At 35.3% G+C, this 14,039-nt stretch carries 17 protein-coding genes; 4 read left to right on the top strand and 13 right to left on the bottom strand.

What is annotated here, in order from left to right; translation table 11 throughout:
- Nucleotides 1-47 precede the first annotated feature (47 nt).
- Together R1T42_RS07880 and R1T42_RS07875 are read left to right on the top strand one after the other, a co-directional pair.
- Nucleotides 48-416 carry a DUF1801 domain-containing protein gene (locus R1T42_RS07880; RefSeq protein ID WP_317289949.1) on the top strand — a complete coding sequence of 123 codons (369 nt, stop codon included), beginning with the start codon at nt 48-50 and terminating at the stop codon, nt 414-416.
- Nucleotides 413-1,174: a glycoside hydrolase family 25 protein gene (locus R1T42_RS07875; RefSeq protein ID WP_317289948.1), complete on the top strand. Its 762-nt coding sequence runs from the start codon at nt 413-415 to the stop codon at nt 1,172-1,174. The genes R1T42_RS07880 and R1T42_RS07875 overlap by 4 nt, the downstream gene beginning before the upstream one ends.
- Before the next feature lie 3 nt (nt 1,175-1,177).
- On the opposite strand, the gene R1T42_RS07870 is transcribed toward R1T42_RS07875, so the two are convergent.
- The 10 genes from R1T42_RS07870 to R1T42_RS07825 all read right to left on the bottom strand — a co-directional run bounded on the left by R1T42_RS07870 (nt 1,178) and on the right by R1T42_RS07825 (nt 8,540).
- Nucleotides 1,178-2,347, bottom strand: coding sequence for a cytochrome-c peroxidase (locus R1T42_RS07870; RefSeq protein ID WP_317289947.1), 1,170 nt, complete (start codon nt 2,345-2,347; stop codon nt 1,178-1,180).
- Between the two features lie 115 nt (nt 2,348-2,462).
- A complete protein-coding gene (locus tag R1T42_RS07865; protein WP_317289946.1) occupies nt 2,463-2,954 on the bottom strand; it encodes a GIN domain-containing protein in 492 nt (163 codons plus the stop codon).
- A gap of 167 nt (nt 2,955-3,121) precedes the next feature.
- On the bottom strand, nt 3,122-3,940 hold the full coding sequence (gene kdsA, locus R1T42_RS07860; protein WP_317289945.1) for a 3-deoxy-8-phosphooctulonate synthase: 819 nt from the start codon (nt 3,938-3,940) through the stop codon (nt 3,122-3,124).
- 3 nt (nt 3,941-3,943) lie between these two features.
- Complete coding sequence (locus R1T42_RS07855) at nt 3,944-4,351, bottom strand: rhodanese-like domain-containing protein (RefSeq protein ID WP_317289944.1); 408 nt, start codon at nt 4,349-4,351, stop codon at nt 3,944-3,946.
- A 12-nt stretch (nt 4,352-4,363) separates the two neighbouring features.
- The gene (locus tag R1T42_RS07850) at nt 4,364-4,672 is read right to left on the bottom strand and encodes a rhodanese-like domain-containing protein (protein WP_317289943.1); all 309 of its coding nucleotides are present in this window, start codon (nt 4,670-4,672) and stop codon (nt 4,364-4,366) included.
- A 1-nt stretch (nt 4,673) separates the two neighbouring features.
- Nucleotides 4,674-6,086 carry an MBL fold metallo-hydrolase gene (locus tag R1T42_RS07845; RefSeq protein ID WP_317289942.1) on the bottom strand — a complete coding sequence of 471 codons (1,413 nt, stop codon included), beginning with the start codon at nt 6,084-6,086 and terminating at the stop codon, nt 4,674-4,676.
- 103 nt (nt 6,087-6,189) lie between these two features.
- Nucleotides 6,190-6,882 (bottom strand): thioredoxin family protein, encoded by a 693-nt coding sequence (locus R1T42_RS07840; protein WP_317289941.1) that lies wholly within the window; start codon nt 6,880-6,882, stop codon nt 6,190-6,192.
- Between the two features lie 8 nt (nt 6,883-6,890).
- The gene (locus tag R1T42_RS07835; RefSeq protein ID WP_036579504.1) at nt 6,891-7,373 is read right to left on the bottom strand and encodes a TlpA disulfide reductase family protein; all 483 of its coding nucleotides are present in this window, start codon (nt 7,371-7,373) and stop codon (nt 6,891-6,893) included.
- 106 nt (nt 7,374-7,479) lie between these two features.
- Entirely contained in the window at nt 7,480-7,977 is a 498-nt protein-coding gene (locus R1T42_RS07830) for a YkgJ family cysteine cluster protein (protein ID WP_042249429.1), read from the bottom strand.
- On the bottom strand, nt 7,977-8,540 hold the full coding sequence (locus tag R1T42_RS07825) for a DUF2059 domain-containing protein (RefSeq protein ID WP_317289940.1): 564 nt from the start codon (nt 8,538-8,540) through the stop codon (nt 7,977-7,979). The genes R1T42_RS07830 and R1T42_RS07825 overlap by 1 nt, the downstream gene beginning before the upstream one ends.
- A gap of 34 nt (nt 8,541-8,574) precedes the next feature.
- Here R1T42_RS07825 and R1T42_RS07820 point away from each other — a divergent pair, with 34 nt between their 5' ends.
- Nucleotides 8,575-9,354: a membrane metalloprotease gene (locus tag R1T42_RS07820; protein WP_317289939.1), complete on the top strand. Its 780-nt coding sequence runs from the start codon at nt 8,575-8,577 to the stop codon at nt 9,352-9,354.
- Between the two features lie 74 nt (nt 9,355-9,428).
- On the opposite strand, the gene R1T42_RS07815 is transcribed toward R1T42_RS07820, so the two are convergent.
- Entirely contained in the window at nt 9,429-10,316 is an 888-nt protein-coding gene (locus R1T42_RS07815) for a bifunctional 5,10-methylenetetrahydrofolate dehydrogenase/5,10-methenyltetrahydrofolate cyclohydrolase (protein ID WP_317289938.1), read from the bottom strand.
- Between the two features lie 179 nt (nt 10,317-10,495).
- The gene (ffh, locus tag R1T42_RS07810; protein ID WP_317289937.1) at nt 10,496-11,824 is read right to left on the bottom strand and encodes a signal recognition particle protein; all 1,329 of its coding nucleotides are present in this window, start codon (nt 11,822-11,824) and stop codon (nt 10,496-10,498) included.
- A gap of 191 nt (nt 11,825-12,015) precedes the next feature.
- On the opposite strand from ffh, the gene R1T42_RS07805 reads away from it, so the two are divergent.
- Nucleotides 12,016-13,380 carry a peptide-N-glycosidase F-related protein gene (locus R1T42_RS07805; RefSeq protein WP_317289936.1) on the top strand — a complete coding sequence of 455 codons (1,365 nt, stop codon included), beginning with the start codon at nt 12,016-12,018 and terminating at the stop codon, nt 13,378-13,380.
- Between the two features lie 76 nt (nt 13,381-13,456).
- Here the strand turns inward: R1T42_RS07805 and R1T42_RS07800 are convergent, their stop codons facing one another.
- A complete protein-coding gene (locus R1T42_RS07800) occupies nt 13,457-13,888 on the bottom strand; it encodes an FKBP-type peptidyl-prolyl cis-trans isomerase (protein WP_317289935.1) in 432 nt (143 codons plus the stop codon).
- Between the last annotated feature and the right edge of the window lie 151 nt (nt 13,889-14,039).

Genomic DNA, 14,039 nt, shown 5'->3' with positions numbered 1-14,039 from the left:
TGTTGATTACGCTTTCGCGAAAGCGTAAAAAGAAATAGCTTTATAGCATGAATCCCGCACACGATTATATTAACCGTTCTCCAGAGCCTTATCGCTCGATAATGCTGCATCTCCAATTACTGGTAGAGTCGACTATTCCTGAGGTACAACTGAAATATAAATGGCATTTACCATTTTATTATCTTGACGATAAAACGATGTTTTGTTTCTTTAATTTCAGGAAAATATTTGTTGATCTAGGAATGTCCTATGGTAATGAATTGACTAATCAACATGGTAAATTAATCGCCGGTGAAGGAAGAAAAATGTTGCGATCATTGCGATTTGAAACCTTAGAAGAAATCGATGATCAGATGGTTATTGAAACATTATTAGAACTCAAAGAGATACGTATTAACCATAAAAAGAAGAAATGAATTATAAAAAATGGTGGTTCATATTCTTAATAATTGGCATTATATCTATTCTATTATTCCAATATAAAAGGCCTATATATCGCTGGTATTATAATTTGAATAAGTACGATGCCTCAATGGTTTATAAGAGTGATCACATCAAAAAATATGCAATACATGGTATAGATGTTTCTCATCATCAAGGTGCTATTAAATGGAATAATATTAAACATCCAGATAGTACAAAGCAAATTGATTTTGTTTTTATAAGAGCTGTTGTAGGAACCGAAAAGGATAAAAGATTTAAAGAAAACTGGACTGGTGCGACAAAATCCCAAATTAAAAAAGGAGCTTATCATTATTACTGGAGTGATGTAAATAGTGCTAAGCAAGCTGCTGTTTTTAAAAATCAAGTGGTGTTAAATAAAGGTGATTTACCACCTGTATTAGATATCGAGGATATGTCTAATGTGCAGAATAAAGCTTCTTTAAGAAAAGGTCTTAAGAACTGGATTGCAATTATCGAGGATCATTATGGTGTGAAACCCATTATATATAGTGGTGAGGCTTTCTACAGGGATATCCTTAAACCAGATTCTTATTTTGAAGAATATCCTAGAGTGTGGATTGCAAATTACAATCGAGTTAATGCACCACGTATATCGTGGGATTTCTGGCAGTACAGCGATCGTTTTCCAGTAGATGGCATTAAAACCTTAGTGGATGGAAATGTATTTCAAGGTTCACAACATGATTTTGAAGCCTTACTTGTTCCTTAAAATTTAATTTACAAAAGGATCACTCCATTTAGGATTAGTATAAATATCATTTCCAGTCAGCGTTTTAAGAAAATTGATGAGTGCTGTTTTATCGCTTTCTGATAGTTGTAATTGTTGACCTATTGGGCCATTAGGTCCAACGCTATCAAATAAAAGAGGATCTAACAATTGCTGATTAGTCATATCTATTGAGTTGTAATGCTCCACCATTTCTAGTAAGGTATTAAAGGATCCATTATGCATAAGTGGTCCATTGATAAAGCCTTCTGGATTTTCAAGATCTCTTAAACTGGGCGACCTGGTATTATCGTGATCAAAAACGTTAGGATCTGCAATAGTCGCAATAACACCATTATTGTGAATGTTATTTTTTATTGCAAATTCTGGCGGCACATGACAACTTACACAACCAGCGCCACCATTAACTGGTGTCGTCGTGAATAGAAATTTACCGCGATTCTCTGACATGTTATAATTAGGGAAAGCTGGTCCTGGATTTCCCGTTGCTAGTAATCCATCATCATATCTAGAATCAAATGATTGTATGCTCAAAACAAACTGGGATAAACACTCCTGTAATCGTCCTTCTGTTATTAATGGATCTCCATAAATATGATTGAATAATACTTGATAGTAATCTGTATCTGATAATTTAAGTAATAAATCGTTAAATGTAGGTGCGCCGTTCTCACCACTAAAACCCATTTCAGCATGGTCTTTTATGGGTTCTGTAACTTGGCTTTCTAGAGAGTTAACTCTTTCATTCCAGAAGAAGTTAGTTCCAGGTTGGAATCCAACATTAACTAATCTCATACTGTGGCGCGATGTCATCCCATTTACACCAGTGCTAGCTACATTAGTATCGCTAAACGCGTGTTCTTGCTGGTGACAGCTGGCACAAGAGATACTATTATTAGTAGATAGTTTTGTATCATAGAAAAGAATTCTACCTAATGTTGCCTTATCATTCTCTATGGCATTTCCTCGATTAGAAAATCTTATATAAGATGGAATGTTATTATTTTGATAGCTTTCCAGGTTATTTAAATCAATTTTACTTCCAAATACGTTAGACAATATTACCTGGTCTGTAGGAATATAATCATCTTTTTCGTTTTGACAAGAAACCATGATTACAAAAACAGAGAGTAGTAAGTAAAATTTGATCTTCATGATTTTTTCTTTATGACTACTAATGTATTACAAAGTTTAAAATAAATCGATTGAAAATAAAAAGCCCTTTCTTTTAAAGAAAGGGCTTTTAGTTAATAATTAGAGCAAATAAATGTTAGCCATTTACTACAAGTAAGGATCCGTTGACGCTTTCTTTAACTTCTACTGCATTTTCATGAATGGCTTTACTGTTAGCATCTCTTGATATTATAAAGTTTTTAATCTTAGCATCGCCAGTATCAACCGTATAAGAACCTTTCATGGATAAGTATAAATTATTCATAGAAGCAAACTTTGTTAAGGTTACATTACCGTTTCCATTTACAGCTATACCTTTAAGTTGGTTGGTGTAAATACGTATTTTTAATCCTGCTATAGAAGCTCCGTTTTGTTTAATGGTTAAGGAACCATTATCTGATGAGATTGTAAAGTCTTTGAGTAGATCTTCATCCACATTAAACATCACTTGATCTTTTGGTGAGTAAACAATTTCAATTTGTGCGTCAGCTTCAATTTTAATTTTTGAAAAGGATTCTACTTCCATACTGGTCTGTGCAAATCCTATAAATGCCATAAAGAACGTTGCAATAAAAATGTAATTTTTCATAATGTAAAGTTTTTGTTGTTAGATGTATATAAAATAGGACTCCACATTTTTTGCATTGTTACAGAATGGGAAATGTTTAACACTATTGCTTCACAAATGATAATTAAATAAAAAAAAAGCCTGCAAATAATTAATTTGCAGGCTTTTTTTTTATTTAAAATTTTGTTTTAAAAAGAATTAACGATTTTTCTGATAGCTACCAGTCTAGTTAATAGACCTTCTAAATATTGAAGATCTAACATGTTGGCTCCGTCACTTTTAGCATTTGCAGGATCAAAATGAGTTTCAATGAATAAACCATCTACATGGTTTACTATTCCTGCGCGTGCAATAGTTTCTATCATATCTGGTCGTCCACCAGTAACACCACTCGTTTGATTGGGCTGTTGTAAACTATGTGTCACATCTAATACCGTAGGCGCAAACTCGCGCATGGTCGGTATACCTCTAAAGTCTACAATCATATCTTGATAACCAAACATAGTCCCACGATCTGTAATCCAAGCTTTATCGCTACCAGAATCTTTCACTTTTTGAACGGCATGTTTCATAGCTTCTGGTGACATAAATTGTCCCTTCTTAAGATTCACGACTTTACCAGTTTGTGCAGCAGCAACTACTAGATCTGTTTGCCTTACTAAAAAAGCCGGGATTTGTAGAATGTCTACATATTCTGCAGCCATAGCAGCATCAGAAACCTCATGGATATCTGTAACAGTAGGTACTTTAAAAGTCTCAGAAACCTTGCGCAATATCTTAAGCGCTTTCTCATCACCTATACCAGTAAAGCTATCTATACGGCTGCGATTAGCTTTCTTAAAACTTCCTTTAAATACATAAGGGATATTGAGCTTATCAGTGATTTTGACCACTTTTTCTGCGATGCGCAGTGCCATGTCTTCTCCTTCAATGGCACATGGGCCAGCAAGTAAAAAGAAATTGTCAGCATCTACATGCTTGATTTGTGGAATGTCAGATAATTGCATTTGTTATTCGTTAGTTTTTAAAACGATCTCTCTACCGCTAGTGGTCCATTTACTTAAACCACCATCGAGATCAAATATTTTAATAAATCCTTTATCTTCTAAAATCTTAGCACATTGAGCACTTTGTCGTCCACCGTTACAATAAACCAGAATAGGTTCTTTGTCATTAAGTCCGGCGATGATTTCATTTAGATTTTCACTGTCTACAGGAATGTTAATAGCGCCAGCGATATGACTAGCATCGTACTCAACCTTACTACGTACATCAACTAATTGTGCTGATTGCGATTTTATGATATCTGCAGCCTCTTCAGAGCTTACTAGTTCAACCGCACCAGCTTTAGCTTCAAAGCAGCTTTGAGTTAAAGCAATTATACAGATTAAGCTTAATAAAAGAATTAATTTTTTCATTTCAAATATAGGTTAAGCAACATCGCCATCCCACTCACTAAAACCGCCTAAAAGATTATAAGTTGTTTCAAAGCCCATTTGATTCATAATTTGACAAGCCTGACCACTGCGTCCACCGCTACGGCAGTAGATATAGTAATTTTTAGACTTATCCATTTCTTCAAGTGCTGCCATGAGTTCTTGTGGTTGGAAAATATCGTGGTGTAATGCCTTAGGAATCATACCTTCTGCAACTTCATCTGCAGTTCGTACATCTATAATTACCGCATTATCATCTGATGCAGTAAGTTCCTTCCATTCTTGTTTTGTAATGTCTTTCATATTAAAGTGAACAACTTGTTGGTTCAGTAATTTTTTGAGTTCCTAAATTAGTCTTTTTTATGGCTCCAAAGCCACCTTCCACGTTTACCACATTTTTTATGCCATTTGCGGCCGCAATGCTAGCAAAAATCACAGAGCGATATCCACCACCACAATATACATGATATGTTTTATTGGTATCTAGTAAATTAACGTCTGAATGAATATTGTCTAAGGTATATAGTGGGACACCTTCTACATGAGCAGTATTATATTCTCCTTGCTTACGAGCATCTATAGGATTTGAGATGTTATTAGATAAGCCATCAATAAATTGCTGGGCTGTAATATTTTCGATTTGCTGCGTCTCAAATCCAGCTTCCTTCCATGCATCTAAACCACCATCTAAATAACCTAGGGCATTATCATAACCAACGCGCGCAAGTCTGGTAACAGTTTCTTCTTCTCGTCCTTTAGGTGCAATAAAAATAATTTTCTGATCTATGTCTTCAATTAAAGCACCAATCCATGGGGCAAACTGTCCATCCAAACCTATAAACCAAGATCCTGGAATGCTAGATGCAGTATACTCTTGTGGCGATCTTACATCTAGAACTAAGTATTCATTATCATCGACAAGTGCCTTAAACGACACGGCATTCATAGGTGTATTTCCTCTAGCAATAATCTCATCGATACTAGAATTGACTCCTTTATTCATCCATACATTCTTTGGGAAATATGCTGGTGGTGGAGCAATACCAGTCGTTAATTCTTTAATAAAATCGTCTTTACTTAAATCTTTAGCAAGGGCATAATTTGTTTTCTTTTGATTACCTAGCGTATCAAAAGTTTCTTTACTCATACTTTTACCACAAGCACTTCCTGCACCATGCGCCGGATAAACAATAATATCATCAGGTAGCGGCATGATTTCAGTACGTAAAGAATCATAAAGATGACCAGCTAGATCTTCTGTGCTCAAATCTGATTTTGCAGCAAGATCTGGTCGGCCTACATCACCTATAAATAAGGTGTCACCAGTAAAAATAGCTTTAGCCGTTCCTTCTTCATCTTTTAATAAGTAACAAGAAGATTCCATGGTATGTCCAGGAGTGTGTAGAAGAGTAAAAGTAACATCACCTACTTTAAAGGCTTCTCCGTGTTCCGCTTTCGCGAAAGCGTAACTAGTCTCGGCATTGGGTCCTAAAACAATCGTTGCACCAGTTTTATCTGCTAAATCTACATGACCAGAAACAAAGTCTGCATGAAAGTGAGTAAGAAACACGTATTTTATGGTCACGTTATCTTTTGCCGCACGATCGATGTATTGTTGTACTTCTCTTAATGGATCTATAATTACAGCCTCGCCAGCTGATGCAATGTAGTAAGCACCTTGAGCTAGACATTTAGTATAATGTTGTTCTAAAATCATGTTGGGTAATCTATTCTTTTTGCAAAAATACAATTTTGACAGTTTACCAAATAAGAAAACCCATGTATAAACACGGGTTCTGTATCAATAAAATTTATGGTGACTAACTTTTAATAGAACAGCCTATAGCCACTGTCTTAGTCATTTTGATTTCTTGACCATTGATTAAATCAGTGACGGCATTGCGCAAATAGTCATTTTTAATAGCCTTTGCATCTTTGTGATTATCGTCGATTGCGCCTATGTATTTTACAATGTTATCGGCACCTTCCTTTTGTAGTAAAAAGACATGAGGTGTTTTAGTTGCCCCATATTGAGGATATATTTTTTGACCAGCATCAAAAAGATACGGGAATGTGAAACCTTTTTCTCTAGCTCTTATTTTCATGTTGTCAAAACTGTCCTCTGGGTATGATTCTGGGTTATTAGGGTTAATAGCGATGACAGGATAGCCTTGTCCTTTAAACTCTTTATCGAGTGCTATAATTCTATCTTCATAAGCTACTGAGTATGGGCAGTGATTGCAAGTGAAAATCACGATAAAACCTTCTGCATCATTGAAGTCTTTAAGTGAGACTATTTTTTCATCAATATTTTGCAGGTTAAAATCAGTCGCCTTATCACCGATGTCATAACCTTTTCTAACTGGTGCCTGATCTATCACATTAGATTTGTTAACAGCACTTTCTATTTCATTATCTTCCATGGATGTGGATCCAAAGTTAAGTACGCCACTAACCAAAATGCCCACTAGTGCCACGATGGCTACAACAGTTAATACTTTAAGTGTTTTCATTTTATTTATTATTTTTCTAATAGAGCAGCGACTTCAAAATCTAATTCTTTGAATTCAAAACTTTGGTTATAAAATTTGTGCTCTTTCTTATATTTTATTAATGTTACAGGTATAGCTCCATCCCAGTGTGGATCTACCATAGGTATATATTCTGCCGCATATGGGTAATCTAGTAATCTTACTTGAGATTGTATATTATGCTTTTCTAGGAATGGATTTACTTTAGATTCTAAATTTTCAACATCATCTAGTGATATTAAGATAACTTCTATTTGATCACCATAGGTAGCTTTTAATTTTTCAAAAGCTGGTAATTCATCAACACATGGCTTGCACCAGGTTGCCCAAAAATTAATGACTTGTATCTTATCAGGATAATTACTTGTTAAAGATGCAATATCTTCAATGCCAATTACTGCGGCTTTCTGTGGTTCGGGCTTGCTGCATGCAGTTATAATAAGCAATAATATAAATGGGAAATATTTTTTCATCATTTCAAATATATATAAGGTGTATGAATTCTCGATTTATTTTAACTATGATTAGCATTTGCCTGTTAAAATCTGCCAACGTAATGTTCTATAGAAAATAAAAGCCTCAATTCATGGGAATTGAGGCTTTCATTTTTTCTACTATTTTATATGTGGCGGGACATATAGCAGTATTCTTTACTGTCAGATTACCTATTTGGTATATTTTACGTCGGTCTGTATGTGGATATTCACGACATGCTTTAGGACGTACATCATAGATAGAACAGTAATTATCTGCTCCTAGAAAATGGCAAGGCACCTGTTGCAATACGTAATCTTTATCTTCATCAATACGCAAAAATTGGTCGATAAAATCGCTAGGCTTCATTCTAAAATGCTTTGCTATTCTATCAATGTCTTTATGTGTGAATAAAGGGCCGGTTGTTTTACAGCAGTTTGCGCATGATAGACAATCGACTTCTTCAAAAGTTTCATCATGCAGTTCTTGCATGCGATTATCTAAATTTTTGGGAGCCTTTTTTTTAAGCTTTTTGAAATAAGCTTGATTCTCCTTTTTCTTTTGAGCAGCAAGTTGTGGGAGCGATTTTAAAAAATCTTCCATTAATTACAACTTCCCATAGGCATTGAACTAGAATATCCCATTTCCTTTAATTCGCCTGTTACCTGACAAAAAAGCTCACGAGACCAGTAAACACTTGCTGTTTCTTTAGCTTTATTAATACGGTCCATGCGACCGAATAGTTTAGTACCTGTATTAGATACCCTAAAAGCCTCATATGCGAGTTTGTCCTCTTCACTCATAGCGTTAGGATTAGCCTTTAATTGCTTACCAGCTTTAGAAGTATAAAAGTTAATCAAATTGACTAAATCTTGTTTGTCATCAAAAATACTGCGATACTCACTAGCTAGAATTCCTTTAAGCTTTGCTACAGAAGCTGTTTTGTTTGCATCATACTTTTGCCAAACAGATGCAGGCACATCTTGAGTTTGATAAGCATCTTTAAACATTTGCATCATACCATCATAGGCTGCATTGTACTCAGTATCTATACCGCTTACTTCAAAATACTTCATCATTAAGGATTGGTAGGATTCTCCAGATTGCGCTTTCGCGAAAGCGGAAAAAACAAGAAGTGTTAGGAGCAATTTAATAGAATGTTTCATTATTTAATTTTAATTTGAGGTGAAAATATACAATATGAAAAAGATATTTCAATTATTATGCCTTTTAATCATCCTTGCCGGTTTAAATGCGTGTAGTTCAGACAAAGATCAGGATAATAATGGAGATAGTAGTCAATTTTCTTACACGCTTAATACAGGTGCAAGTGCAAATGAACTATTAAGTGATACTCGATTTACAAAGATCGTTATTGAAGCAGTGTATGTTGATGGTTTTAGACCAGAACAAGCGTCTCTCAATAATTTATTGTCTTTTTTAAATAATCGCTTACATAAACCTGGTGGAATCTCTATTGTAGAAAGAGAGATTCCTGCACAAAGTTTGGGGACTTATTCGATGGCAGAAGTTCGTCAATTAGAAGATGATATAAGAACACAGTTTAGTTTAGATGACACTCTTACTATTTTTGTCTTATTTGCTGATCAATCAAGTGAAAATGACTCAGGTAATAGTGTCATTTTAGGTACAGCATACAGAAATACATCCTTAGTGATGTTTCAAAAAACTATTGAAGAGTTGAGCGGTGGCTTTAATGAGCCTAGTAGAGTCAATGTAGAAACAGCAGTATATGAACATGAGTTTGCCCACATTATGGGATTAGTGAACATAGGTACTCCATTACAATCTGATCATGAAGACCAATCAAATAGCGCACATTGTGATGTCGATGGTTGTTTAATGAGTGCACAATTAGAAACTTTTAATCCATTAGATATGATGAATATCATGGGATCGGGAATAGCGCAGTTAGATGCTCAATGTATCGCAGACTTGCAAGCAAATGGCGGGAAATAAAAACTATTATTAATTATTAAAAATAAAGTCCTACATATTTACATATGTAGGACTTTTTAATTGGAGCTGGAAGCTTACCTGTTAGCAGCTCTGTGTCTTTCTCTTGCTAGTAATGTGTTTTTAAGTAGCATAGCAATAGTCATGGGTCCCACACCACCAGGTACAGGTGTTATGTGACTTGCTTTTTTAGAGACATTTTCATAGTCCACATCACCAGTTATGTAGTAACCTCGTTCACGAGATTCATCGGGAACACGTGTAATACCTACATCAATTATGACTACATCATCTTTTACCATTTCTGCTTTTAAAAATCCAGGTACGCCCAATGCGGTAATGATGATATCAGCTTGTGATGTGATTTGAGTAATATTTTTTGTGTGGCTGTGTGTTAATGTTACAGTTGAGTTACCAGGAAAACCTTTTCTTCCCATTAGTATACTCATAGGTCTACCTACGATATGAGAACGGCCTATCACAACAGTGTGTTTTCCTTGTGTATCTACATTGTAACGGTCTAGTAATTCAAGAATTCCAAATGGTGTTGCTGGGATAAAGGTGCTCATGTCCAATGCCATTCTACCAAAGTTTGTAGGGTGGAAGCCATCTACATCCTTATCAGGATCTACAGCCATTAATACTTTTTGAGTATCAATTTGTTTTGGAAGAGGTAACTGAACTATAAAGCCATCAATATCTGGGTTGCTATTAAGTTTTTCTATTTCTTTAAGCAGTTCGGTTTCGCTAGTTGTATTAGGCATACGTACCATTGTGCTTTCAAATCCTACTCGTTCACATGCACGTACTTTAGAACCTACGTAGGTAAGACTGGCTCCATCATTTCCTACGATTACTGCAGCTAGATGAGGTACTTTCTCGCCATTATTCTTCATTTCTTGAACGATTTCTGTAATCTCGTTCTTGATATCATTACTTGTTTTTTTTCCGTCGAGAATAATCATAGTTATGTGTGCTGGTTTATGATGTTGTAAAATTCAATCATAAGAATCGAATTTTAAAATTTTAATCGATACACTTATTATCTACTTGTTAACGATAAGGATTGCGTAGGAATATTTGTGTCACAAAAAAAGTCCTAAGTGTGAACCTAGGACTTTCAAATATCTAAAATATAAAATGGTTATCTCATTTTTCCTAGAGCATTCATCATGGCTTTACCTTTACCGCCTTGCATCATTTTCATCATTTTGCTCATCTGGTCAAACTGCTTAAGCAGTTGGTTGACTTCAGTAACGGTAGTACCACTACCTTTTGCGATTCTTTTTTTACGAGATCCGTTAATCACTTGTGGACGTGTTCTTTCTTCTATAGTCATAGAATGAATTATAGCTTCTATACCTTTAAAAGCATCATCATCTATATCAACATCTTTAAGCATTTTTCCAGCACCTGGAATCATACCCATTAAATCTTTCATGTTACCCATCTTCTTGATTTGCTGTATCTGTGATAAGAAATCATCAAAGCCAAATTGATTTTTAGCAATTTTTTTACTCAATTTACGAGCTTGCTCTTCATCAAACTGTTCTTGAGCGCGCTCTACAAGAGAAACAACATCACCCATTCCCAGAATACGATCTGCCATACGAGATGGGTAGAAAACATCAATAGCTTCCATCTTCTCACCAGTACCTATGAATTTAATAGGTTTATCAACAACAGATTTAATAGATAATGCAGCACCACCACGTGTGTCACCATCTAGTTTAGTAAGTATAACACCATCAAAGTTTAATCGTTCATTAAATGCTTTGGCAGTATTAACAGCATCCTGACCTGTCATAGAGTCAACTACAAAAAGTGTTTCTTGAGGTTTAACTGCAGCATGCACATTTGCAATCTCAGTCATCATTTGTTCATCAACCGCAAGACGACCTGCTGTATCAATGATAACCACATTAAAGCCATTTTGTTTGGCATGAGAAATAGCGGCTTCAGAAATCTTTACAGGATCTTTTTCCTCTCGATTAGAGTATACTTCAACACCGACACTTTCACCGACAACATGCAATTGGTCAATTGCTGCCGGACGATAAATATCACAAGCCACTAAAAGAGGTTTTTTACTCTTTTTACTCTTTAAAAAGTTGGCAAGTTTACCTGAAAAAGTTGTTTTACCAGAACCTTGTAAACCTGACATTAAAATAACAGTAGGGTTACCGGTTAAGTTAAGTCCAGTAACATCACCACCCATTAACTCTGTAAGTTCATCTTTTACAATTTTAGTAAGAAGTTGCCCTGGTTTAAGAGTTGTAAGTACGCCTTGACCTAACGCTTTTTCTTTAGCGCGAGAGGTAAATTCTTTGGCTATTTTATAGTTTACATCGGCATCCACAAGGGCGCGACGTATTTCTTTGAGAGTATCTGCAACGTTTACTTCGGTAATGCTTCCATGTCCTTTAAGGACGTGCATGGCTTTATCGAGTTTGTCAGTTAAATTATCAAACATATTATTGACTCATTTTTTGAAGTTTGCAAAGATACCATTTAGGCGCTTTAAGTTCAAGTTATTATAATGCTTTTGTTCTCAATGTTCTACCTTATTAAATAAGATTTGTTCATTTTTAATAAAGTATGAAAACTAACCTTGAGTACTCCTAGAAATTTGTTTTAAATTGCACTAAACATAAACTTGACGACATGAATACAATTTTAAAATCGATTAAATACCTCACTGTTTTTTTATTTGCTTTATTTTTTATTCAATGTAGTTCTGAAGAAAATGATGATTCAGGTTCAAATGGTTCTGGGGATACGGCAGCTTTATCAGCTTCGGTGAGCCAAATTTTATTTGAGGATACTCAAGTAGGTGAGAACTCGCAATTAAAATCTTTTACTTTGAGTTATTCAAACTTAACCAGTGATATTAATGTAGCAACAACAAGCCCATATGAATTGTCAGTGGATGGTTCTACATTTTCTACTCAACTAAGCTTACCTGTCCTTACTACTTCAAGTTTGATTTTTGTTAGATTCATTCCAGATGCCATAAATACGTTTCAAGAAAATATCGTTATTCAAACTACCGACATAGCAGACGATATCGTAATAGCACTTAATGGGTCAGGTACACCAGTGATACATAACTATCTAACCTTTAATAGAACTAGAGTCGCCTTTGGTGGTGGATTTAATCAAACATCTGTTCAGACATTTAATCTCCATAATGACCTAAGTAATATAGAGACAATAAAAATGTATGTAAAACTTACCTGTCCATCAGGAGGATGTGATGAGTGGGATGTTTTTGCAAATGTAAAAGTAACAGATCCGATGTCTGGAGAGCGTTATGAAATGGCTAGATTTATAACACCATACTGGAATGATAACAGTCAGTTGCCTAGAGGATTTGAATTTGATGTCACTGATTTTAAATCAATGCTAACCGGTAACGTTGAGCTAAGAATAAGAACTGAGTGCTGGAATGCAAAAGGTTATGAGGTTAGTGTAGACTTTGATTATATAGAAGGAACACCAGATTATCAATATTATGGGATCACTAGAGTTCTTAATTATGATAATGGCTCACAAGCAGGTGTACCATACGGTGTCGCACATGCCTTTGATCTTACACGTTCGATTAATATTCCTTCAAATGCCCAAAGCACACATTTGCGTACTATAATATCTGGATGGGGACAAGCAGCATCTGGTGATCCAGATGGTCGTACTTGTGCTGAATGGTGCTATAGAACGCATAGTGTGAGTATCAACGGCGCAAATATGTTTCAGCATAATTTGGGTCCTCTGGGATGTGCTTCTAATCCAGTTAGCAATCAAGCACCTGGAAACTGGACTCCAGATCGAGCTGGATGGTGTCCGGGAATGGAAGTGCCTACGAGAATAGACTCATTTACATCCAGTATGGCAGGTACAACTTTTACCTTTGAATATGGTTTTGAAAACTGGACTAATACGACTACAGATAATTCTTTTTATCCGGTGTCATCATTTGTTGTTGTGAAAAGTGATACTCCTATATCCCGCGCAGTTGTGGTAGATTAAGTATTTCTTTAAATAGAATGATAAAAAAAGCCTGTCGATATTTATCGACAGGCTTTTTTAAATGTTGTAGAGAACCTTAGTTGATTCCTACTAATTCTAATTCAAATACAAGGTCCTGACCAGCTAGTGGATGGTTAGCATCAACTACTATGTGATCTTCCTGTACCTCTGCAACGCGCAATTGTCTTTCTGTCCCATCAGGGTTTTGAGAAATCAATCCCATTCCTACTTCAGGTTGTACTTCTTGTGGTAATTGTGTTCTATCTACTTTATGAAAAAGTTCTTCCATTACCTCACCATAAGCTTCTTCCTTAGGGATTTCAATAGTTTTCTTTTCATTTACCTTCATGTCTATAAGGCCGTTTTCAAAACCTGGGATCAACATTCCTTGACCTAGTTGAGCTTCTAATGGCTCTCTGTCTGAAGATGTATCAAAGACCTGTCCTGTTGCTTTTAATTTACCTGTGTAATGCACCTTTACAGTGTCATTTGCTTTAACTTGACTCATAAAAATTGATATTTTTCTATCAGCGGCAAAGGTATGATTTACAAATACCTAACAAAATGAAACGTCACTTTATTCCTAATGATTAAGAAAGACTTAACGATTAGGAGTAAAATATATTTATAGGATGGATGAATTAATAAATGGTTATGGT

Source organism: Nonlabens ulvanivorans, from assembly GCF_032922765.1.
Taxonomy (GTDB): domain Bacteria; phylum Bacteroidota; class Bacteroidia; order Flavobacteriales; family Flavobacteriaceae; genus Nonlabens; species Nonlabens ulvanivorans.
Note: the sequence above shows the minus strand (reverse complement) of the source record. Positions and strands in the feature narration are given on the sequence as shown.